Here is a 21416-nt window from a genome sequence, read left to right on the forward strand (position 1 = left end):
AATAATTATTATCCTTTTGGATTAAAACATAAGGGATATAATGATTATCTGGCTAGTGTAAATAAGTATAAGTACAATGGAAAGGAGCTCCAAGACGAGCTGGGGCTTGGGGTTTACTTCTTTAAGTTCAGAACTTATGACCCAGCTTTAGGACGATTCTGGCAAATAGATCCATTAGCTGGAACTTATGCACATAACTCAACTTATGCGTTCGCAGAGAATAATGTTAGTAGTGGAACTGATTTAGAAGGTTTAGAACTGACTTTTAATCTTAATGGTAATCTAGCAACAGCACAGAGCGGTCCAAGAGTAACAGGAGGGGTTAATGGCAATTACACTCTTCAAGAATTAAAAAGCCATATGGCTCAAAAGCAGGCAAATGTTGATAGAGCCATGGGCAAACTTATGTCAGGTGATCCACGAAGTATTCCAAGTGGAGAGATTCGGCCAGCAAAAGGAGACATAAATGTTGCAAGATTTGATGATCCCGGAATGATGATGGCAGATGGTGCCCGTATTGGTGCTGAATGGATGGCTATGGATATCGGAGCTGCTAGAGCATTTGGTGCCCTTGGTAAATTAGGGTCAGAAGCGCGAAGTGTTTGGGCTTCAGGAGCAATTGAAAGAGGAAGAGCAATTGAAAAAATGCTTGGAGCGGCCTCGGATTGGGCAAGCAATTTCCCTGTAATTGATAAGGTAGTGGGTGGAGTCGCTACTAGTATTAAAAGTTTAGACCTAACTGCTAAATCTTATCAAAAAGGTAACAGTGTTTTAAATACGCTTAAAGGATATATAAATAAATTAGATAAATTCGAAGGAGCGACTTGGGGGGGTACAACTATAGAAAAAGGCACTGATTACACAAGTAAAGCATTAGAATTAGCTGTTCAAGCAGGTAAAGGATCAGAATCACAATGGAATCAAATAAATGAAGCTGTCCAATATGCTTTAGATAAAAATATAAATGTTACAATAAAATTTATTAAATAAGACATTATGTTGAAAAGAGCAGGAATAACAATTAAAAAAGAAGAACAGAAATACATAATAAATCCAATTCACTCGATAAAGGGAGGGGGTGGTTATGCAAGTCAGCCCTACATTAAGGAATATAAATTGTCTTTAGATCAATTACTAAATTTAATATTAAAAATTCTTGATTTAAGTATGGAGAATACTGAAAGACCAACTGATTTTAAAGCCTTACAAAAAGAATACTTAAATTCAATGGGAGTAAAAACGATGAAAGCATTACATGATGGATCAATTTATTTAAGTGCTAATATCAAAGATAATGTTATTACGTTTACTCCATGGGAAAATAAAGGCGCTAAAGAGGGCTTTAGAGGATTTAAAGAAGATAAAAGTGTGCAATTGAGTTTGAATTCATCTGAAGAAAAATTAATTGAAGCACTAGAAACGGCTATAGCTAGATGTAGATAAATATGGCTACCTTACAAGAAGATATTCTAAAACAGTCTGACTGGACAGTTATGGCTTTTAAAACAGGCAATTATGAATTGGACTATTCGATTGATAGTTTAATTGAAATTGATAGGTTCTTTGAAAGAAATTTATTAGATGGCAAACCGAAGAGAGGTGGCAAGTTATCAAAGAACTTTGGAGGGATAATATTTTCAATATCAAGTTATGTAGCACATGTATTGTTGAAAAATGTTTCAAATTCTATATTAGTAACTGATGATGCAGATCCAGATGGTGAAATAAATTTCTACGTTGAGTTAGCTGAGGGCTCAATCTGCTTTCCCACTCAGAGAGTGATGAAAAGAGTTAAAAATGGCTTAGAAGATTCCATCTATCATTACGGTTATTCACTAACTGAAGAAATTTTGCATTTAGATTTTAATCAAGATTTTTGGAATATTCAAAAAGAAATCGAATTAGAGATAGAATTAAAGCCATGGTGGAAGATTTGGTAGATAAATTAATGGATGTTAAGAAAGATGGGAAGTTTTTTAAAGTTTAATGAATAGATGTAAAAGTGCTAATATGAGGGGTGCAATAGCTTTATAAAAAAGAATTTAAAGAAGAAATGGCTGTGTAAACAAAAAATGTAGATAAAGTTAAGGGTGTGTTTTTACACCCTTTCTTTTGATTGTTGTAGAATAAAATTTAAAACATAAAAATATGTCTGCTGACAATAAAAATGTAATAAAATATTATTACTGATTACATTGACAATGGTCAGTTAGGAGAAAGCTATCCTGATAAAGCTGAAAAAAAAAACATGATACAAATTGTTTTTAAATATCAGCCAAACAAAATAGAGTTTTTAGCAGTTGCAGAGAGATCACGAAATTGAAAAAGGTAATATCTTTAATTTTTACAAGCTTGAAAATTAATGGAAGAAAAAGTATTTTTTATAAAAAGAGGTTATTTTGATAATGCTTTACGGGAATTAGTTTTTAACCACAACTTCTTGAAATTTGAAGATAAAGATTCTGCTCAGAATTTGAATACTGTTTTTAAGAAAGAAGAGATAAAAGACTTCAGATATGGAATTCGATGGATTAAATTTGAACTCACTTACGGCAGAGAATATCAAATCTATGTCCGAAATATGGAAGACAAGACCCTAAAAATCACTTTTAAGTCTTACTTTGGGCATAAAAAGGAGATTCTCCATAAACAGTATTCCCAGATTGTAGATAACTTATGGGACTATTACTTTGCTGATATAATTAATGATTTTATAAATATGTATAATGATGGTCTTGAATTTACTATTGGTGATGTGCATTTCTCAAAAGAAGAAATATCATTAAATGTTAGTGGAATTTTTAATCAGAAACGAGTACACATTCAATGGGATGATGTTAGGACAAAAAACTATCATACTTATTTCTCTATTTACTCGGCAGAGAATCCCGTGAATGCTAATAGAGGTTATAATTATCATCACGATTGGAATGTTAGCGTTTTATATAGTGTTATTAGAACAATTTTGTGCAATAAAGGAATTGAAAGTTACAGATAATTTTATAGTAGGATTTGGAGATTTAAAATGAAATAGATGAAATTCATAAAAGTGTAAACAAATGATTCAAACGGGTATAACAGTAAAAAATGTTGTTAATTTTATTCAAAACTATTTAAGTGTTCTCGTTATAGTCCCTGCTTTTATAGGAGGCTTGTGGCAGATAATAGAATTGTCAAATATTTCAATAACCTATATAAGATTTTTTTCTATATCACAAATAGTTCCTGATGGATTGCTTATTTTACTGTTTTTACTTCTAGGATTATCTTATCCGATGCTAGGCTGGTTTGCTAATTCATTGTTTTTTATTAAAGATAATAGAGAACCTTTAGTATTAAGTGAAGAAGAATTTGAGAAAAAAAGAAAATTACAAATTAAAGTTTGGTTTATATTATTTGTATTCTTTTACTCTTTAGCTATGTATAACTATTTTAGTAAGATGTTTATTAAATCTGCTTTAAATGATTTAAAATGGGAAGTTGGTAAAACTTTTCTTTTTCTTGTAATGATTAATGGTTGCTTAAATAAATGCTTTTCTTTAGCCCCCCAGAAGCATAAAGAGTTTTTTAAATTTTGTAATGTATTCTTAATTATATTATACTTTATCATTTCATTTTACTTTTGTAAACGTATTCACAATCATTTTATGTCGACTTCTGATTTTGCTAATATTGATAATGTAAAAATAAAAGTGATGGAGAAATATCCGAATACTAAGCAAGAATTATTGTATTTTAATGATAAATATATTTTTTTCAGCATAGGAAATATTTCAACAAATGATGTGAATAACAAATCTGCATTGTTTAAAACAAATAAAATTTATATAGTTGAATGGGAAAGCCTTTTTGAAAATTGATATGCCTAAATTTATTATGATTGTTAAAACGCATGTAAAATATAGGATGATTTTACATCCTGTATTTTTAAAGTCCTCTTCGGATTTTTTCTTCTTCTTCTTTAGTTTAAATTGTTTCGAAACATAGTATTCAATATTATTCAAATAGCCATTTTCTCTGCACTTTGACCGTCAATCTTATTTGATAATTAGAAAACATTTAATTTTATGGGAAACCGTACAACTTTTCTATATTTTTTGTTTAGTATTGTGCCGTTATGCTACTTTATCTCTAATATAATTATTTCAGAAGTAAGCAACAATTTAAAAGCAGAGAAATGATATATATAATTCCAACAAAAGGAGGTTTAGGGGTAGAAATTTGGGGAACATCTGAAGATTTAAACAATTTCTATGAAGTTATGAGTAAGTTTTGGAATGATGAAAACAAATTAGGCAAAAAAGGATTTAAGAGCAGAGATGATTTAATCAGTGGGTTTTCTTATGAAATTCGCAAAGCAAAGGACGGAGATAGATTAAAACGAGATAATAGCCATTTTTCTTTTACTCAACAAATACATTATGGTGTTCAAATATCTTGGGTTCAATTTTTATTTTCATTGACTTCATTGAAATTTAACATGAGATATATCGAGACTAATAAACTTGATATTTCACAAATTCTTTTAATTGAATTTTGGCTTGGAAAAGCAATGAATGATTATGATGAAATTGGAGCTAAGAATTTAATTGGTTTTATAGAAGATGGACTTTATGGAGCTAATGATTATATCTATCAATGTATGAGAAGCATCAATCTTGATTTCTTTCTTTTAGGCGGTGGAAAACGAGCTTTCAGAAAACTACCTGATTTACTAAAAAGAGGTGTGTTTTATACCGAAGAATATAAAAGTTATCTAACATTTTTAGAAACAGAAGCCAAGAAGCTAAACTGTGAAATATCTGAACTAGAAATAAATGATGATAATTATGACTATGAAAATTTAAAATGGTAAAATTGATGACTTATTGCAGTTAAAAATGATTTAGGAGTTAGGCCAATTAATGTTTTAAACCTTATTTTCGCTTGTCCGAAATATTTAGCTCAATCTTTTAATTTTTTGAAATATGAAAAACATGATGATTTTATTAGTCTCTTTGGTTTTTACAAGTTGTATAAATAAAAATTATTCCTCAGAGGGGACGGTTATAGCCATTGAACAAAAAGATCTGAAAAATGAGAAAATTAGAAATTACAGAATCTTAGAAGGAATGTATAATGACTCTTATTTTCCTCAAAAATCTGTTGATAAAGTCAAAGCAATTTTATTAGAATATTGTTTCAATATTGAGAAAAGCAAACCTAAGACTCTTAAGGAATTATATGAATTGTCTCATACTGCCACTAGAAAAATTAATAACCTGCAAGAAGATTTCTATCAAAATGGGAGCGAACTTGAGACAGGGGGCTAGAGAAGCAATCGCTATGGATTTCGATTTTATTTCAAAATCATATGGTTTTACGGGTGATATCGAAGAATTGATTTCAAATAGAGATTGGTAAAGCTTGTAATATCCCAATTTGTAAGTGCTGGCAAGATTTCAATGTGGAATAAATGTAAAAAAATAAAACGAAAAGCAGTCTCGAAGATTGCTTTTAATATCAAGGTAAAACTTACAAAGGAAACTTTTTTTGTTGATATAAAATAAGTAAATTTGAAAGACTTTTCGAATTAAAAATTTCTAAAAATATATTTAAAAGCAACTTAGGTGAATAACATATTAGAACTTAAAACAGTAAATGAACTTCAAGAATATAACTTCTATATTCCTTCTTACCAAAGAGGTTACAGATGGACAACTAAAGAAGTTCTGGAATTATTAGATGATATTTCAAATTTCACACCTAGATTGGTTAATGATAATACCGAGGAAAGAACATGGTATTGTTTACAGCCAATTGTAATAAAAGAACGAGAAGACTCTAAATACGAAGTTATTGATGGACAGCAGAGACTGACAACAATATATCTAATATTACATTATTTAAATCAGGATTTTGTAGAAAATAGAAGAGATCAATTATTCACTTTAGATTATCAAACAAGAGATAGTTCAAAAGACTTCTTGCTAAATTTGCAAGAAGATATAAATGATAAAAATATTGATTTTTATTACATATCAAATGCTTATCAAACAATTTCTAATTGGTTTAGCAATAAGAGTATAAATTTTGACAAGGGAAATTTTCGTTCAAAATTTAAATTTAATTCTAAAGTAATTTGGTATCTAAGTAAAGAGAGTGATTCTATTTCAATATTCACAAGAATTAATATAGGCAAGATACCACTTACCAATTCAGAGCTGATTAAAGCATTATTTTTAAATAGCTCAAATTTCAATAAAGAAGATAATAAGCTAAGGCTTAGACAGCTTGAAATAGCGACAGAATGGGATAACATTGAAAATTCTTTACAAAACAACAAGTTTTGGTATTTTCTTAATCAAAATCAAATTTCTACCAATCGAATTGAATTTATTTTTAATCTGATGAATGATGAACCTGATGATGAAGATAATTATGCAACTTTTAGATTTTTTAGCAAAAAATTTAGTACTGGAAATAATTTAACCTTGGATAATAATTGGCAAGAAGTAAAAAGATATTTTCAAAGGTTTAGCGAATGGTTTAATGAAAGGGAATTATATCATAAGATAGGTTTTTTAATTAGCGTTGATGCCGTTAATATTAAGAAACTATATCAAGAATCTGATAAAACAACAAAATCAGAATTTAAAATGTATCTAGATGACTTGATTAAATATCAGTTTAGAAGTATCGATCTAATTGAATTACAGTACTCAGATACTAAGGAAGTTAGAAAGGTTTTACTGCTTTATAATATATTGACAATGTTATCAACTACTAAAGATAATTCTTATTTTCCATTTGATCTATATAAAAATGAAAAATGGGATATTGAGCATATCACTTCGATTAAAGATAAAATTCCTGAGCATAATAAGGGGCAGTGGTTAAGTGACGCAATCACTTTTATTGGAAAGGAAAGTGATGAAGAAAAAAGTTTAAGAGAAAGAATTAATTTATGGAATGATGACAATGATGATGAGTTTAAAAAACTATTTGAAGATATAGTGGCCTACTTTAATTCTAGCTTAAATGTCGATGATGATATAAATAGCTTATCTAATTTAACATTATTAGATTCTTCTACTAACAGAAGCTATAAAAATGCTGTTTTCCCATTTAAAAGAAGGATTATCATAGATCGGGATAGAAAAGGAATATTTATTCCGATTTGTACTAAAAATGTATTTTTAAAGTATTTTAGTGAATATCCTCCAAAGATTTCTTTTTGGTCTCAAGAAGATCGAGAAAATTACGAAAATGACTTATTTAAAGTTTTAAATTCATATTTAGGAAACAATGGCAACTGAACAGACAAAATACAAGGGTGAGATACTTACTTTTTTTGAGTTACTAAATAATCAAAAAATTGAGATTCCAATTATTCAACGAGATTATGCTCAGGGCAGGCTTGCAGAAAAAAAGATAAGACTTAATTTCCTAAATGCACTTTTAAATAGTATTAAAAGTGATGAACAGATCATGTTGGACTTCATTTATGGGAGTTCTACAAATGAAGCATTTCAACCTTTAGACGGACAGCAAAGACTAACAACTTTATTTTTACTTCATTGGTATGCATCCACCAAAGATTCCGAATTAGATGGAGAAATCAAAAGTACTTTGTTAAAATTTACTTATGAAACTCGTATCTCATCTAGAGAATTCTGTAATGCACTTATCACGAACAAAGTAATTTTAAATAAAGACACTTCACCACGAGAAAAAATTATTGATTCATCTTGGTTCTTTCTATCATGGAAAAACGACCCTACTATTGATGCAATGCTTAGAACATTAGAGGATATACATGAGATGTTTTTTGAAGTAGAAAACCTTTGGCAAAAATTAATAGCAAAAGATGACAATTTAATAAGATTCTATTATGTCAATTTAGAACATATCGGACTGACTGATGATTTGTATATTAAAATGAATGCAAGAGGAAAACTTCTTACTCCTTTTGAAAATTTTAAAGCAAGTTTTGAAAAATTAATCAGAGATGAGAAATGGGATACGAATAGTGATTTCAGTTTAACATTCGCTAATAAAATTGATGGAGTTTGGACAGACTTATTTTGGAAATATTTTAGAAAAAACAATAGTATTGATAATGCTTTCATAAGGTTTATTTCTACAATTATCATGATTCGAAAATCAATTGAGAGGAAGGAAAAATTAGAAGATAGAGCTACTTTGATTTCTAAATTGCATGATGATCCAAATATTGTTTCAGTCAAAATGTTTAATGAGAGTAGTTTTGAATATTTAGTAGAATGTTTAGATTTTCTACAGATTAAACTCGCAGAAATTAAAAATATTCAAATATTATTTCCATTATTTAGACATCAACCTAAAAATGATTTTTTTAATGAAGTGTTAACAGAAGATAATGTTTCTTACACTCAAAAAGTCCTTTTATATGCGCAAATTGAATATTTTAGAAGAGTAGATGTTTTTGATGAAACCATGTATGTAGAATGGATGAGAGTCGTTAGAAATATTGTTTCACAAGGTGATATAGAGAAAAATGGAAAAAGAACGGACATTGTAAGAAGCCCTCAAACTTTTGATGGTATTATTTACCTTATTTCTGAATTAGCTCAGGGATGCTCTGATATTTATCAATATTTATCAAATTCACCCAATATAAAATCTACTTCAGCAAAAGAGCAGATAGAAGAGGAAAAATTAAAAGCAAATTTAATTATAGATAAGCCTTCAAGAAAAGAGATTATACATTCTTTAGAAGATACCGATCTGTTAAGAGGTAAGATTAGTTTTATTTTTTATTGCTTAGATTTTAAAGGAATCATTAATGACTTCAATGATGAACAATTTTTACAAATTAGAGATGCTTTTATAAATAATTTAGGGCTGGAAAATAATCTAAATAATGATTTAAGAAGAGCATTATTAACAATATCTTTTGAAGGTAATTTTGAGTTTTATAATTATTGGTGGTCATCATGGAATGTGATTGATGGAGAAAAAAGAAAACTTATAAATACATATAGAGAAATTGAATATATAATAAACTCCGAGGAGTACAGAGGATATTTTAAGACATTGATTTTTAAATTAATTGATGAACAATTAGTAGATTTAATAAATAATTTTATTCCACCATCAGACTTTCCAAATTGGAAAACTAGATTAATAAAAGAGAATCAGCTACTAGATACAATGAGTCTGTCGAATTATATTGCTATTCCCCAGGATAAAAGTTGTTGCTATTTGTTAAAAAGTCCAAGACCAAGAGATATTTCTGGCTGTATTAAAATTGAATAGATTCTTAAAATTATAGGAGACTATTTTTAATAAATTTATAATCCCTTAGGGTTTTATTTACATGTTTTTATGGTGCATATAATTCCGTATAAATACGTATTGCTTTTGTTATTGATTTAATTATCAGGTTTCATTTTTACAAGTAAAATAATTTGTCTTAAAATATAATTTATGTATGGAAGTATCTGCGTTACCGATACACTTTGAAGATAGAAGTGGTAATGAGTTTGAAAGATTGGTTTTTGCATATGCAGTACGAGAAAAAAATTGGCAGTCAATTGAATGGCTAGGTCAAACTGGTAAGGATGGTGGTCGTGATATTTGGGGTGAAATAACGGTGAAACATATTGTTACTTATGCGCTAATTATCAAAATTTAACATTTAAAAAAGCCAAAGACGACATTGATAAGCTTATTAAGCACAAAACAATTCCATCATCATTGATACTTGTTTGTGGTGGAAAAGTCACAGCGGGAATCAGAACACAAATTAAGGATTACTCAATAGCAAAAGGTATTAATAAGATGGCAGTATGGAGTGGTGTAGAACTTGAAGAAAAACTTCGTAAAGAAACCCCTGAAATCATAAGACGTTTTGTAATGGTAGAACAATTTCCGGATTCACCTACTGAGCTTATTGAGTATGAGAAGGCATTGGACGCTACTAATGATAAAGATATAATTGATTTACTCAGTGAATGTTTTGACCGTCCAGCATTTATTACACCATTTTATAGGGAATCAAATATTCCTGATTTTGAAAAGGCTTTAACATATACAATTGAAGTTTTAAATACAGGTGTACTACAAAAACATCATAACGGAATTTTTAATATGGCTTGAAGAATCAGGAATTACTAAAATCCAGAATGTAACTTCAAAAGAATCTGTAAAGTACTTAGAATATCTTATCTCAAGACCCAAGCGAAGAGGAAACGGAGTTCTATCAGAGAGCAGTATTAAATTTCATCTTTTTATACAGGGGCTTTTTCAGTTATACTTACTTGAAAATAAAGAAATCCAAAACGGTTATTATGTGCCTTCGATTACAGCTGGAACGCAGAAGGCAAGAAATATTCTTACTATAGAAGAAATAAAACTGGTTTACCAGCATGCCGAGAATGAAATGGAGAAAGCCCTACTTTCAATTGCCTACGGGTGTGGACTCAGGAGATCAGAGATTGCAAATCTTGATCTAAAAGATGTAAACCTTATCAAAGCAATGATTGTAGTGAGGCAGGGAAAAGGAAACAAAAGACGTGAAGTGCCTATGAGCGATACGGTTCTGGAATACTTAAAAAAATACATCAGGAATGAAAGACCTGAAAGACTTTCAGGGAAAAACCAGAACGAGGAAGCCTTTTTCATTAACAGCAGGGGCAGAAGATCAACAGGCGAAAACCTCAATGAGATCTTAAACAAAATGATTGAGCAGACGGGGAAATTTGAACTTGTCCAGAAAGAGATCACACTTCACTGTCTTCGCCACAGCATTGCATACCATCTGGCAGAGAATAACGCTGGAATTGATTTTATACGCAGTTTTCTAGGACATACCCAGATAAATACTACTTACATATACGCTGTTCAGAACAAGAAAAGAAAGCCAGCTGTAAATTTTTAAAAACTAAAACAATGGAAAATCAGAAACCTGATCTTGAAAATTACCTTACAGGAATACTCTCTAAATCTACAGCAGAAAGCTACCTGTACACCATCAATCATTTTTTAAAGACCAATCCAAAAGCGAAACGATACCAGTATAAAGATGTGGTAAACTATATGGAGAAAGTGAATAAAAAACAGTCCAATACCCAGTACCGGGTAAGAATATTGTCAGCCCTTAAAAAGTATTATGACTATCTGGTGATGCATGGATTTAGAAATGACCATCCGTGCCGAAAGCTTAATATAAAGATTAAAGGAAATCAGACCATTCAGGTACAGGATTTGTTTAACTCAATAGAATTACAGCTTTTGATGGAACGTGAGAACCGCTACAAGCATCTGGATATACGAAATAATGTTCTGATTTCTCTGCTGATCTATCAGGGACTCGCAAGTGATGAGATAGTCAGGCTGACATTAAAAGATATTGATCTTGACAACGGCACAATCTATATTAAAGGTTCTGCGAATCTCAACAAACGGACAATGGAACTTGTGCCTAAACAAATGATACTGTTTCATAATTATATTAATGGAACTTACCCTGAACTGCTTAAAGGGAAGACAGATAAGTTGATATTGACCAAACTTGGCAGACCCATTACAGTGGACAGTATTCATGCCATGATCGAGCCGTTAAGAAATTTATTTCCTGACAGAAAGCTAAATCCCCAGACAATTAGAATGAGCGTGATCTGCAACTGGCTTAATGAAAAGAAAATCCCTTTGGAAAGGGCGCAGGAACTGGCAGGGCACAAATGGCCAGGAACGACTGAGAAATATATTAAAGTAAATATGTTAGAGCAGAGAGAATTGATAAATAGATATTTCCCAGTATTTACGCAAAATGAAAAAGTGAGCGAGGCAATTTTAATTGGAAATAATATAAAGAATGTTAAAAGTTAGCGCACGTTAATTCTTATCTTTATATTTGTAAAAAATATGCAAATTTTAAATTAAGAATTATGATCGAAGAATTTAGTTTTGGAAATATGTGCTCATTTAAAGAGGTTCAAACTTTAAATATGACAGCAGCTAAAATTAAATCCAATAATTCACTTTTAGATGAACAAAATGTAATTCCGATTAAAGAGAATTTATCTTTGTTAAAATCGAAAGCTATTTATGGAGCTAATGCTAGTGGAAAAAGTAATGTGATCCGTAGTTTGGTGTCCTTTTTGAGAATTATCAGAGAATCTGTAAAAGATGATGGATCTTTACGGTATATCACTCCATTTGAGCTATCTACTCAAACTATCGAAGAACCATCATTTTTTCAATTAATTTTTAGAGTTGACGGCATCAGATATCGATATGGTTTTGAAGCGGATGAAAGTTCCGTTAAAAGTGAATGGCTATTTTCAACACCAAGCATTCGCGAACAAACATTATTTATTAGAGAAAACAATAAGATACTTGAAATTAGTAAAAAGTATTTTGCAGAGGGGTTCAAATTTAAAACTTTGATGGATGACTTCAGTGAGGAACTGGATAATGAAGGAGGAATCTTTAGAGCTAATTCTTTGTTCTTATCCTCTCTATCTTCATTTGGATTCGGTAAGATTTCGAAAAAAATTATGAGAGCGCTTGGATCTATTGAGGTTATTAGTGGCTTGGGACATCAAGGAATGTTTGCTCTTGCAGGTGATTCTTTGCAAGATTCAGAACAAAAGAAATTTATTCTAAATTTTTTAAAAAATGCTGATATAGGTATTCAAGATTTAGAAACAGTAGATTTTTCAAAAGATACCTTACCTGAAAATATTGACGAGGATGTGGCAAATAATTTAAAAGACAGAAAATTTCTTTTATCTCATAGAGCCAGATATAATAAAAATCTAGAAAAAGATGGCAATGCTACATTGTCATTTCTTTCTCAGGAGTCTGAAGGTACGAGAAAAATGTTTGAGATAAGCCCTTTTATCTACAGTTCATTGAAAAATGGAACAACATTAATTATTGATGAATTTGATTCAAGATTTCATCCGCTATTGACTAAAAAAATTGTTGAGTTATTTAACTCAAATCAAAATACAAAGTCGCAACTCATTTTTACAACTCACGATACTAATTTACTTTCGTCTGAAATATTGCGACGAGATCAAATTGATTTTGTTGAAAAGGATAAATATGGAGCAAGTCATTTGTACACCTTGGTTGAAATTAAAGGTATTAGAAATAATGCTTCCTTTGAAAAAGATTATATTCAAGGAAAATATGGTGCAATTCCATTTTTAGGTAATTTTTCTAACTTGTTAAATTTTGAATAATGCCTAAATCTACTCGTGCAATAAAAATAACAGATAAGGGAAAGGCATGGAATAAAAAAGCTAAGCCGTCTACTTATAAAATAGATACTATACCTACAAATAAAATAATATTGATTGTTTGTGAAGGGCAAACAGAAGAATTATATTTTGAGTCATTTCCTGTATTGGGAATGACAGTAAGAACTGTTAATTTAAAGGGACAGTCGAAATTAAAGCTGATTGAATCTACAAAAGAAATAGTTGAAAGGTCTGATTATGAATACGAAGATATTTGGTGTGTTTTTGATATGGATGTGAAGCGTGGTGAAGTAGAATTTGCAGATTTTGACAATTCTATAGCTAAAGGAATTCAATTAGGATACAATGTTGCATACTCAAACGATTCATTTGAATTATGGTTTTATTTACACTTTGAATATACTGATGCCGAGCATCTAAGAGGCTTTTACTATGATGAACTAGGAAAAAAATTTGGTCTTAATTATGTTAAAGATGGTAAGAAATATGAGTTTTGTTTGAAGTTATACAATATATTATTAGATGATGGGACTTCTTCACAAGAAAAGGCAATAGAAAGAGCCAAAAAGCTATTTGAAAAAGTAAAAGATTTACCTTATCATCAGCAAAATCCAGTTACAAAAGTTTATGAACTGGTGGAAGAACTTAATCAAAATTTGAGAAAATAAAAAAAGTTTTATATGAACGATATTTATCATTATCCCCCTGATCTTTTTGACTTAATAGTTCAAACTATTCCATTGTTAAATAAATCCAAAAAGGCAGTTTTAACCTTTTTTAATGGTGCAGGGGTTGAGATTACATTATATAATGATATATCAAAAACTTTGCAGACTAACCCTGAGTCAATATCAAAGTATGACATTTGCAGAACTATACTTGAACGAATAAATCAAAACTCTGAAAAATATTTAAGACAAAGAAGAGAACTTTTAAAAAGAATTAGCGAGTTTGAAGCATTTTCTACTTGTTGGGAAAATGATCAATTTAAAGCAAAAGGATTAGTTGCTGAAATTCAAAAAGTAATCAATGTCAAAGATTCTTTCACAAGGATGAAACAGGAAAAGGAGAACGAACAAAATTTAAGAAAGAAAGAATATCAAAATAAGGTTGATGAAATTCAAAGAAAAAAAGAAAAGTTAGAGCTTATAAAAAAAGAGTTCTATTCTCTTTTTTCAGAAACAAATCCCCATAAAAGAGGTAAATTATTAGAAATTGTTCTTGGTAATTATTTTAAGGCTTTTGGAATATTAGTAAAAGAAGACTTTAGGAGAACAGGAGAAAATGGTGAAGGAGTAATTGAACAAATAGATGGTATTATAGAAATAGATCACCAAATTTATTTTGTTGAAATGAAATGGAAAAAGGATCCGATTAGTAACAGTGATGTTTATCAGCATTTAGGCAGGATTAATTATCGAGCTAATGCTCGCGGAATTTTTATCTCGGAATCGGGATATACTCCATCAGCAATCTCGGCAGCAAAAGAATCACTTGTTAATAATACATTTGTAATGTTTGATTTAGAAGAATTTGTTAGGATTCTTGAGTTAGAGATTGATTATCCAGACTATTTACGTTCAAAAATCCGAAGTGCGATAATAGAAAAGAATCCATATAAAAGAAATTAAGATAAGCCCTCAACAGAGGGTTTTTTTTATGGTAACAATTGAATTATTAGGAAAATAATTAAACTAAACCTATTTTCGCATTAGAGTGAAATGCACAAGGACGTTCTTTATATAGAGATTTTTTGCATGGGGATATTTATTCTTTAAAAAAAGGTTTGCAGACCCTTATAAGTATAAGTACAATGGCAAGGAGCTTCAAGACGAGCTGGGGCTTGGGCTTTACGACTATGGCGCACGTAATTATGACCCTGCTCTTGGTAGATGGATAAACATTGATCCTTTGGCTGAAACATCCAGACGATTTAACCCTTATACCTACGCTCTTAATAATCCTGTCTATTTTATTGATCCTGATGGAATGGAGGCAGTAGAAAGTATTGACCCCCCTGCAAAAAAAGATAAAACTTCTAGACTTGCTGGATGGAATAAGACAGTTGGGCAATATAATAGTAATTTTAACAGTAAAGTTGATTCATTTTTTAGAGGAAATCCATTTTCACAAGCAGCTGACGGAATTTTAGATTTACTTAATGGGACAGCTACTTTTGTAAGCGATGGTATTGGACTAACCGATGCGTTAGGGATGAATAACAATACTCGTGATGCGATTGCTGGGGCAACAGATTTGATTTCCAGTATTCCAGATATGAATAAAGAGCAACAAGGTTCTGCACTAGGAATGGCTGCAATATTAGTAACAGAAATTGCAATCACTGAAAAAGCTCCTGTCTTTGGTTCAAAAGGCAGACTTGGAAATGCTGCAACTAGAGAGTTGAATGCAACAATAGCAGCCGAATTAGAGCAAAGAGGTTTTACGATTACCGGTGGTGGTGGTGTTTTACCAGAAACATATCTTAAGCCCTTAAATGGAGGTAAAAAAGGTGGATCATTTATTGATATTTCAGCCACAAAAGATGGAAGAAAAATCCATGTAAATACAGTTGATACCTATAAGAACGGAACAATAACAAAAAGAGAAATGAACAATGCAAATAGAATACGAAAGCAAGTACCTAATGAACATTTAGTATTAATTCCAAAGAAATAATAATGAAAAGTAAACAATTTGTGTTTTTTGGTGAAAAAGCAGATTTTCACGACATATTAAAAGAAGTTGAATCTAAAAAAAAACTTAAGTATTTTCAAACTGGACTTTTTGATGATACTAACATTGTAAAGTATAATTCACTCCTTGATTATAAAAATTTAGGAAATGCTTCTTTTGGAAGTCAAGGTTTAAATGATTGTTTTTTAATTGTTTCAAGTAATAAAGAGCTTAAAATAAGATCAGTTCCTCAGAGAAAAGGAGGCGTAAAATATGCAGTTGATCAGTTAATTAATGAGGAGAGTGTTATTATTGAACCAGGTGGTATCTTTAAGAATGATATTTTTGTAGCTGGAAGAATAGGTACGGTTAAAGACGATGCATTTTCCAAGGAAATTTATAACATGTTTTTTTCTTTAATAAAAAAAAGATTCATAAAAGTTGGTAATTGTTATGTCGGAGAATTAGCTAAAGAGAAATTAGATTCTGGTTGGCGCTTTGTTCTAAACGATGGCTCTCCTAAAGAATATGATTTGAAAGCAGTACAATAAGTTTTGGTAGTGTTTAAGAGTTAGTGATATTAGATTGCGATTTTAACTTAAGTATAAAAAGACAACCTGCGGGTTGTCTTTTATTTGATAATAATAATTAGGCGAAACACTTAAGTTTTAGGTAGTGTTTCAGAGTTAGTGATATGAGATTTTAAATTTATAACATATTGAAATAGAGCGAATATTAGCTAGAAGTTTAAAGATGAGCAGTAATGTTCATCTTTTTATTTTTAATATAGCCTTAAAAGAACTAAAATGAGTAAAAATAATACCTCGTGCTAGCGAGGCGAGTATGTTTTTTGTAGTAAAAATATTTATATATTAGCGAGAACTTAAAACTTGGTCAATTAAGTAATTCTAGCCTAACTTCTAAGCAAAACCATCTGAAGACGATATAGTAGTTTACATAATATTATATCTTAAAAAAAATAATATGAAATTAATAAGTGATATAATAAATGATCTAGTTGATAATGATAAATCTTTAAATAGTGCATTATTAAAAACAAAAGTTCTAGCTTCAAGAATTAAAAATAAAGATTTATCAGAATGGGTAAGCAAGGAAAGTAATGGTTATAATTCTGAAAAAGAACTTCCTTCTTATAGAAAAAATATAAGTTGCTATATAAAAGGAGATTATATTGTTGGAAATATGAAATATTCAAATCAAGCTGTTCCAATAGTTGGTATGGAAGAGACATTTAAATCATCTTTATCACAAACAAATTTTACTATTAGTATTCTAGCATTAGAATCTTTGACAAGTGATTCTAAATCTTCAACTCTAATGTATCCATTTCCAGCTGAAATTATTGGAATGATAGAAGAGAATTGGATTCAAATGGGAAATCCTTATTTGAGGTTGATAAATGCGAGAAAAATTATTCCAACAACTGCTGTTAAGGAAATACTTGTCCAAGTCAGAAATAAATTACTTGATTTTATGCTTGAAATAGATTCTGAGTATGGAAACTTAACCGAAATAAAAGATTTATCTGAAAAATCAAAAGAAATCTCTAAAATAATGAACCAAACAATCATAAACAATACTGGGGACGGCAATATTTTAAGCACCGGTAAGAATGCTAAAATAAATGCTAAAATAAGTATTAGTAAGGGTGGTTTAGATGAGTTGAAAAATCATTTAAACGAAATTGGAATATCAGAAATTGATGCAAATGAGTTAATTGAAATTATTGATGAAGATAAACCTAATTATGAAAATGGAACATTTGGAGATAAAACTAATAAATGGATTCAAAAAATGCTTGGAAAAACATTGGATGGAACTTGGCAAGTTGGCATTGGAACAGCTGGAACTTTGCTAGCTGAAGGTATAAAAGCATATTTGGGAATGTAAAGTTATTAGCTTAATATTTAACATGATTTATGTTTTTTATAGAATTATCCTCGTAAATAGTATATATAAATATTAGTAATGCTAAGTATATTAAAACACTTAACTATTTAAAACATTTATCGCCCATTTCTTAAATACTGGTATTAATATATAAACATAAATGGATAATAAATTTAAAAATGATGAGATTAGACAAACTGTAAAATGGCTAGAGGAAAAAATTTCGTTTATAGAAAATTGCCATAGTTTCATCTCCGAAATAGCTATTTTTAATGAAACTGTAATTAGATTTGGAAAAAAATATTATAGAGTTTATATTGAAATTAAGGCTGATTTACCGGAAGTAAAAGAAAGTGCTCAATTGAATAGAACAGAACAATTTATATTGTTTTACCCAATATTAAAAAAATACATTTACTTTCCGTCAAATGAAATAGATGAAGAGATTGGTATCCAATATTATCAATGGATATCTGAAAGTTGTAGGATTCGTCTAAAAGATGCTCCATTTAAAGTAGTAATAAAAGAGTATTTTAAAGAAACAGATGATTATTTCTTAGTTTAATTTAATAATAAATTGGACTAGTTGCATTAATATTTGCTACTAAAATATCTCCTTTTTTCTGGGTAGTGTTACAGATTAGGTGTTTTTTATAATTTAACTACTTAACAAACTGAAAAAGAAGATTAAATTTTAATTATTGAATAAAAAAAGAGACGACTAGCAGGTCGTCTCTTTCATTTTTTGTCTTTTAATAAACCTTAAAATGCATTTACTTTACCTTAGTGTTTCAAATTAGGTCATGAAAATAAAATGTAATTTTTGCAATGGTAAATGCATAAAAAATGGATTTCAATCTAACGGAAATCAGCGTTATAAATGTTGTGTTTGTCAAAGAAGACAGCAGATTGACTATAGCTACAACGCCTACAAAAGGGATATCAATCAGGAGATAGTGTTGTTCACAAAAGAAGGACTAGGAATAAGAAGCACCGCAAGAATACTGAAAATATCAACGACAACATTATTAAAAAGAATCGTTTTTATCGCCCGAAATATTACCAAACCAATTATCAGCAAAGGCAAAACTTATGAAGTCGATGAGATGTGCACTTATATCAGACACAAGAAAAATTATATCTGGCTGGTTTATGCATTGGAAAAGAATTCTAAAACAGTTGTGAGTTTTAATGTTGGGAAATGAACCAATAATACGCTTAACCGTGTTCTGGAAACTTTAAAATTATCTAACGCTAAAAAGATATTTACGGACAGATTAAAAAACTACAGGTATCTGATTGATGAGAAAATGCATTCTATCAAACGTTTCGGAACAAATCATATTGAAAGGAAGAATCTGACACTCAGAACTCATCTGAAAAGACTCAACAGACGTACAATCTGCTTTAGTAAAAGTTTGGTTGTTTTGACTGCTGTTTTAAAGATTTATTTTTGGATTTGAGTAATAAAATAGTAAGTTTATCCTTTAAAATCCTGTTCTTAAAAATTTTGTATTTAACAGGTAAAACCTTGTAAAAATAGTCGCAAACCCTTATAAGTATAAGTACAATGGCAAAGAGCTCCAAGACGAGCTGGGGCTTAACTTTACGATTACGGGACACGTAATTATGATCCAGCAGTTGGAAGATGGATGAATATTGATCCACTTGCAGAACAAGGTCGCAGATGGTCACCTTATAACTATGCAATGGATAATCCTGTGTATTTTATTGACCCGGATGGTATGTGGCCAGATAACCCTTTTACAGGATTAATCGATAGAGCTAAATCTGCAGTGAGAAATTACGTTGCAAATAAGGTAAGTACGGTTGTTTCCAATTTAAGAAATGAAGTAGCCCAAAAGCTAGTGCCATCTTAGATAAAATAACTCCCGATATTAAAATAGGTAAACCCGAAAAAGCTAGAAAAGCTTCTGGTTCTGGTGTTAGTTTTGCGACCGAAGGAGGAAAGTCAGGCGGGATGACAACAGACCAAGCGGGTAGAGAAACGAAACAAGTTGATATGAGTGCAGTTATTGGATTGACAGATGTTTATGGTCCGCCGACGACGGTACCAGGGGTAGCACCAGATGGTAGTAATCCTTTTGTCAAAACTCCAGATGGCGGAGAAGAAGTAAAATCTGAATCAACGATGAGCAAAAGTAAAGAAGGTGATTATGTAACTATTGAAACTGAAAACTCAAGAGCTGTACCCGCAATGGGAATTAATCCATCACAAGTTCAGACATTTAAAAAAGATACAATTGTAAAAAGAGGAGATATTAATAAAGTTAGGGCTAATGACGCTAAAGAAAAAAGTAAAGCTTATGATGAAGCAAAAAAGAATAATAGTAGCCGTTAGTGCTATTTTGATATTAAATTTTAGTTCTTGTAAAGACAATCAAAACGCTGAAAAAGGACGTGTCAAAAAAGAAGGTATTGTTCACAATGGTTTTAAAAATGAAACTGTTGAGTTTTATTTTGATTTTCCTGATACAGTCTATATTAATAAAGTCTATAAAGGCAATATTAATTATAAAAGTGTACTAGATACCATTACCAAAACTTTTGATGATAAGAAAAGAAGCAGGTATATACTTTACTATATGCGAAATACAAAAGATATAAAGTATAGTGTCGATGAGCTAAAAAAAATGGAATTAGATACTTTTGGAGCAATTAACAATAAATCAATACCTATTTACGGAATAAAATTTTCAGAATTAGGAACTTATTACTTGGATGGTATTATTGATGATCATGTGACAGTTGATACATTTTCTCAAAAGTCAATAGATAAAGTTCGTTATATCGAGAATTTAGTAAGGGCGACACACAAAGTAATAGTTGTAAATGAACCCAATATTAAAAGTAAATGATAATTATATTAGAGAAGAATTTTGAATATAATCAGCGGAAAAATTTATTTTTTGTTTTATTTATAATAGCCTTTGTTTTTTTAGGAATATTAAACTCTAAATTAAATATGTTAACGTATTACGTTGCAATTATTTTGGGTATAATAATCTTGCTTTTAATTTCTCTACTATTATTAGAAAAAGGCATTGTTATAAAAGAGAAAAAAGTATTTATAGGCTATTTTCTTTTGGGTAAATTAATTGCAAAAAAAGAAGTTCTCGTTGAAGGATTTCCCATAATATCAGTACTTATCTTTAATAAAAAGAGAAACTATAATTATGTTATGCGCCCATGGGAACCAAAGCTTGCATTGGAAATGAAATCGTTTGATATAAACTTATTAAATGTAAAACATACTTTAAGAAAAAGATTATTGCGTTTAGAAAAGGAGAAAAGTTCAAACAGAGCTATTGAATTTCTAATTCATAATTCTGAATTAAAATTTGAATACTATAATCCAAAATTTGATTAGTGTTTTACATTGCGAGTTTCGTAGTGTTCAAAATAGGTGTTTTATAAAATAATAACCTAAAAAACTAAAAAAATATAAAATGTTAATTATTAATTTGGATCTGCTAACGAAAATTCGAGACATAAATAAGGGTGCATTTTTGCACCCTTAATCATTTTTTATATCCTATAAAAGAGTGGATATGCAAACAAAAACTGGAGAAA

At 30.0% G+C, this 21416-nt stretch carries 25 protein-coding genes and 2 pseudogenes; all 27 read left to right on the plus strand.

Annotation, left to right across the window (positions count from 1 at the left end; genetic code table 11):
* On the plus strand, positions 1-990 hold a 990-nt coding region (locus ABEB31_RS20315), incomplete at its 5' end, for an endonuclease toxin domain-containing protein (RefSeq protein WP_347053495.1).
* A gap of 6 nt (positions 991-996) precedes the next feature.
* Positions 997-1443, plus strand: coding sequence for a contact-dependent growth inhibition system immunity protein (locus ABEB31_RS20320; RefSeq protein WP_347053496.1), 447 nt, complete (start codon positions 997-999; stop codon positions 1441-1443).
* A 2-nt stretch (positions 1444-1445) separates the two neighbouring features.
* On the plus strand, positions 1446-1940 hold the full coding sequence (locus ABEB31_RS20325) for a hypothetical protein (protein WP_347053497.1): 495 nt from the start codon (positions 1446-1448) through the stop codon (positions 1938-1940).
* Between the two features lie 254 nt (positions 1941-2194).
* The gene (locus tag ABEB31_RS21725; protein WP_430408240.1) at positions 2195-2323 is read left to right on the plus strand and encodes a DUF6572 domain-containing protein; all 129 of its coding nucleotides are present in this window, start codon (positions 2195-2197) and stop codon (positions 2321-2323) included.
* A 39-nt stretch (positions 2324-2362) separates the two neighbouring features.
* Positions 2363-2998 carry a hypothetical protein gene (locus ABEB31_RS20330; RefSeq protein WP_347053498.1) on the plus strand — a complete coding sequence of 212 codons (636 nt, stop codon included), beginning with the start codon at positions 2363-2365 and terminating at the stop codon, positions 2996-2998.
* A gap of 61 nt (positions 2999-3059) precedes the next feature.
* Positions 3060-3860, plus strand: a complete 801-nt coding sequence (locus ABEB31_RS20335; RefSeq protein WP_347053499.1) for a hypothetical protein — start codon at positions 3060-3062, stop codon at positions 3858-3860.
* Between the two features lie 317 nt (positions 3861-4177).
* Positions 4178-4855, plus strand: a complete 678-nt coding sequence (locus ABEB31_RS20340; RefSeq protein WP_347053500.1) for a DUF6904 family protein — start codon at positions 4178-4180, stop codon at positions 4853-4855.
* 112 nt (positions 4856-4967) lie between these two features.
* The gene (locus ABEB31_RS20345) at positions 4968-5312 is read left to right on the plus strand and encodes a DUF5713 family protein (protein ID WP_347053501.1); all 345 of its coding nucleotides are present in this window, start codon (positions 4968-4970) and stop codon (positions 5310-5312) included.
* Positions 5313-5325: 13 nt separating this feature from the next.
* Positions 5326-5403, plus strand: coding sequence for a hypothetical protein (locus ABEB31_RS21730; protein ID WP_430408241.1), 78 nt, complete (start codon positions 5326-5328; stop codon positions 5401-5403).
* A 206-nt stretch (positions 5404-5609) separates the two neighbouring features.
* A complete protein-coding gene (locus ABEB31_RS20350; RefSeq protein WP_347053502.1) occupies positions 5610-7298 on the plus strand; it encodes a DUF262 domain-containing protein in 1689 nt (562 codons plus the stop codon).
* On the plus strand, positions 7288-9279 hold the full coding sequence (locus ABEB31_RS20355; RefSeq protein ID WP_347053503.1) for a GmrSD restriction endonuclease domain-containing protein: 1992 nt from the start codon (positions 7288-7290) through the stop codon (positions 9277-9279). The genes ABEB31_RS20350 and ABEB31_RS20355 overlap by 11 nt, the downstream gene beginning before the upstream one ends.
* A gap of 175 nt (positions 9280-9454) precedes the next feature.
* Positions 9455-9658 carry a hypothetical protein gene (locus ABEB31_RS20360; RefSeq protein WP_347053504.1) on the plus strand — a complete coding sequence of 68 codons (204 nt, stop codon included), beginning with the start codon at positions 9455-9457 and terminating at the stop codon, positions 9656-9658.
* A 62-nt stretch (positions 9659-9720) separates the two neighbouring features.
* The gene (locus ABEB31_RS20365) at positions 9721-10122 is read left to right on the plus strand and encodes a hypothetical protein (RefSeq protein ID WP_347053505.1); all 402 of its coding nucleotides are present in this window, start codon (positions 9721-9723) and stop codon (positions 10120-10122) included.
* Positions 10079-10903 carry a tyrosine-type recombinase/integrase gene (locus tag ABEB31_RS20370; protein ID WP_347053506.1) on the plus strand — a complete coding sequence of 275 codons (825 nt, stop codon included), beginning with the start codon at positions 10079-10081 and terminating at the stop codon, positions 10901-10903. The genes ABEB31_RS20365 and ABEB31_RS20370 overlap by 44 nt, the downstream gene beginning before the upstream one ends.
* 11 nt (positions 10904-10914) lie before the next feature.
* On the plus strand, positions 10915-11853 hold the full coding sequence (locus tag ABEB31_RS20375) for a tyrosine-type recombinase/integrase (RefSeq protein WP_347053507.1): 939 nt from the start codon (positions 10915-10917) through the stop codon (positions 11851-11853).
* Between the two features lie 59 nt (positions 11854-11912).
* Entirely contained in the window at positions 11913-13217 is a 1305-nt protein-coding gene (locus ABEB31_RS20380) for an AAA family ATPase (protein WP_347053508.1), read from the plus strand.
* Positions 13217-13903: an RloB family protein gene (locus ABEB31_RS20385; RefSeq protein ID WP_347053509.1), complete on the plus strand. Its 687-nt coding sequence runs from the start codon at positions 13217-13219 to the stop codon at positions 13901-13903. Before ABEB31_RS20380 ends, ABEB31_RS20385 begins: the two co-directional genes overlap by 1 nt.
* Positions 13904-13915: 12 nt before the next feature.
* A complete protein-coding gene (locus ABEB31_RS20390) occupies positions 13916-14866 on the plus strand; it encodes a restriction endonuclease (RefSeq protein WP_347053510.1) in 951 nt (316 codons plus the stop codon).
* A gap of 136 nt (positions 14867-15002) precedes the next feature.
* A pseudogene (locus tag ABEB31_RS20395) lies at positions 15003-15914 on the plus strand (RHS repeat-associated core domain-containing protein); the annotation flags it as partial.
* Between the two features lie 2 nt (positions 15915-15916).
* Positions 15917-16462 carry a hypothetical protein gene (locus ABEB31_RS20400; RefSeq protein WP_347053511.1) on the plus strand — a complete coding sequence of 182 codons (546 nt, stop codon included), beginning with the start codon at positions 15917-15919 and terminating at the stop codon, positions 16460-16462.
* Positions 16463-16895: 433 nt separating this feature from the next.
* Entirely contained in the window at positions 16896-17822 is a 927-nt protein-coding gene (locus ABEB31_RS20405) for an AbiTii domain-containing protein (protein ID WP_347053512.1), read from the plus strand.
* Between the two features lie 160 nt (positions 17823-17982).
* Positions 17983-18387: a hypothetical protein gene (locus tag ABEB31_RS20410; RefSeq protein ID WP_347053513.1), complete on the plus strand. Its 405-nt coding sequence runs from the start codon at positions 17983-17985 to the stop codon at positions 18385-18387.
* 238 nt (positions 18388-18625) lie between these two features.
* Positions 18626-19285: pseudogene (locus ABEB31_RS21735) on the plus strand (IS1 family transposase).
* A 246-nt stretch (positions 19286-19531) separates the two neighbouring features.
* Positions 19532-19702, plus strand: coding sequence for a hypothetical protein (locus ABEB31_RS20425; protein ID WP_347053637.1), 171 nt, complete (start codon positions 19532-19534; stop codon positions 19700-19702).
* 101 nt (positions 19703-19803) lie between these two features.
* The gene (locus ABEB31_RS20430; RefSeq protein ID WP_347053515.1) at positions 19804-20184 is read left to right on the plus strand and encodes a hypothetical protein; all 381 of its coding nucleotides are present in this window, start codon (positions 19804-19806) and stop codon (positions 20182-20184) included.
* On the plus strand, positions 20150-20701 hold the full coding sequence (locus ABEB31_RS20435; protein ID WP_347053516.1) for a hypothetical protein: 552 nt from the start codon (positions 20150-20152) through the stop codon (positions 20699-20701). Before ABEB31_RS20430 ends, ABEB31_RS20435 begins: the two co-directional genes overlap by 35 nt.
* Positions 20698-21213, plus strand: a complete 516-nt coding sequence (locus ABEB31_RS20440; RefSeq protein ID WP_347053517.1) for a hypothetical protein — start codon at positions 20698-20700, stop codon at positions 21211-21213. The genes ABEB31_RS20435 and ABEB31_RS20440 overlap by 4 nt, the downstream gene beginning before the upstream one ends.
* The last annotated feature ends 203 nt before the right edge of the window (positions 21214-21416 follow it).

This window comes from Flavobacterium olei (genome assembly GCF_039749035.1).
Taxonomy (GTDB): Bacteria; Bacteroidota; Bacteroidia; order Flavobacteriales; family Flavobacteriaceae; genus Flavobacterium; species Flavobacterium olei.

Coding starts and splice junctions, on each gene's coding strand:
- ABEB31_RS20320 (WP_347053496.1), top strand. CDS start 997: ATGTTGAAAAGAGCAGGAATAACAATTAAAAAAGAAGAACAGAAATAC.
- ABEB31_RS20325 (WP_347053497.1), top strand. CDS start 1,446: ATGGCTACCTTACAAGAAGATATTCTAAAACAGTCTGACTGGACAGTT.
- ABEB31_RS20330 (WP_347053498.1), top strand. CDS start 2,363: ATGGAAGAAAAAGTATTTTTTATAAAAAGAGGTTATTTTGATAATGCT.
- ABEB31_RS20335 (WP_347053499.1), top strand. CDS start 3,060: ATGATTCAAACGGGTATAACAGTAAAAAATGTTGTTAATTTTATTCAA.
- ABEB31_RS20340 (WP_347053500.1), top strand. CDS start 4,178: ATGATATATATAATTCCAACAAAAGGAGGTTTAGGGGTAGAAATTTGG.
- ABEB31_RS20345 (WP_347053501.1), top strand. CDS start 4,968: ATGAAAAACATGATGATTTTATTAGTCTCTTTGGTTTTTACAAGTTGT.
- ABEB31_RS21730 (WP_430408241.1), top strand. CDS start 5,326: ATGGATTTCGATTTTATTTCAAAATCATATGGTTTTACGGGTGATATC.
- ABEB31_RS20355 (WP_347053503.1), top strand. CDS start 7,288: ATGGCAACTGAACAGACAAAATACAAGGGTGAGATACTTACTTTTTTT.
- ABEB31_RS20360 (WP_347053504.1), top strand. CDS start 9,455: ATGGAAGTATCTGCGTTACCGATACACTTTGAAGATAGAAGTGGTAAT.
- ABEB31_RS20375 (WP_347053507.1), top strand. CDS start 10,915: ATGGAAAATCAGAAACCTGATCTTGAAAATTACCTTACAGGAATACTC.
- ABEB31_RS20380 (WP_347053508.1), top strand. CDS start 11,913: ATGATCGAAGAATTTAGTTTTGGAAATATGTGCTCATTTAAAGAGGTT.
- ABEB31_RS20385 (WP_347053509.1), top strand. CDS start 13,217: ATGCCTAAATCTACTCGTGCAATAAAAATAACAGATAAGGGAAAGGCA.
- ABEB31_RS20390 (WP_347053510.1), top strand. CDS start 13,916: ATGAACGATATTTATCATTATCCCCCTGATCTTTTTGACTTAATAGTT.
- ABEB31_RS20400 (WP_347053511.1), top strand. CDS start 15,917: ATGAAAAGTAAACAATTTGTGTTTTTTGGTGAAAAAGCAGATTTTCAC.
- ABEB31_RS20405 (WP_347053512.1), top strand. CDS start 16,896: ATGAAATTAATAAGTGATATAATAAATGATCTAGTTGATAATGATAAA.
- ABEB31_RS20410 (WP_347053513.1), top strand. CDS start 17,983: ATGGATAATAAATTTAAAAATGATGAGATTAGACAAACTGTAAAATGG.
- ABEB31_RS20425 (WP_347053637.1), top strand. CDS start 19,532: ATGGATAATCCTGTGTATTTTATTGACCCGGATGGTATGTGGCCAGAT.
- ABEB31_RS20430 (WP_347053515.1), top strand. CDS start 19,804: ATGACAACAGACCAAGCGGGTAGAGAAACGAAACAAGTTGATATGAGT.
- ABEB31_RS20435 (WP_347053516.1), top strand. CDS start 20,150: ATGATGAAGCAAAAAAGAATAATAGTAGCCGTTAGTGCTATTTTGATA.
- ABEB31_RS20440 (WP_347053517.1), top strand. CDS start 20,698: ATGATAATTATATTAGAGAAGAATTTTGAATATAATCAGCGGAAAAAT.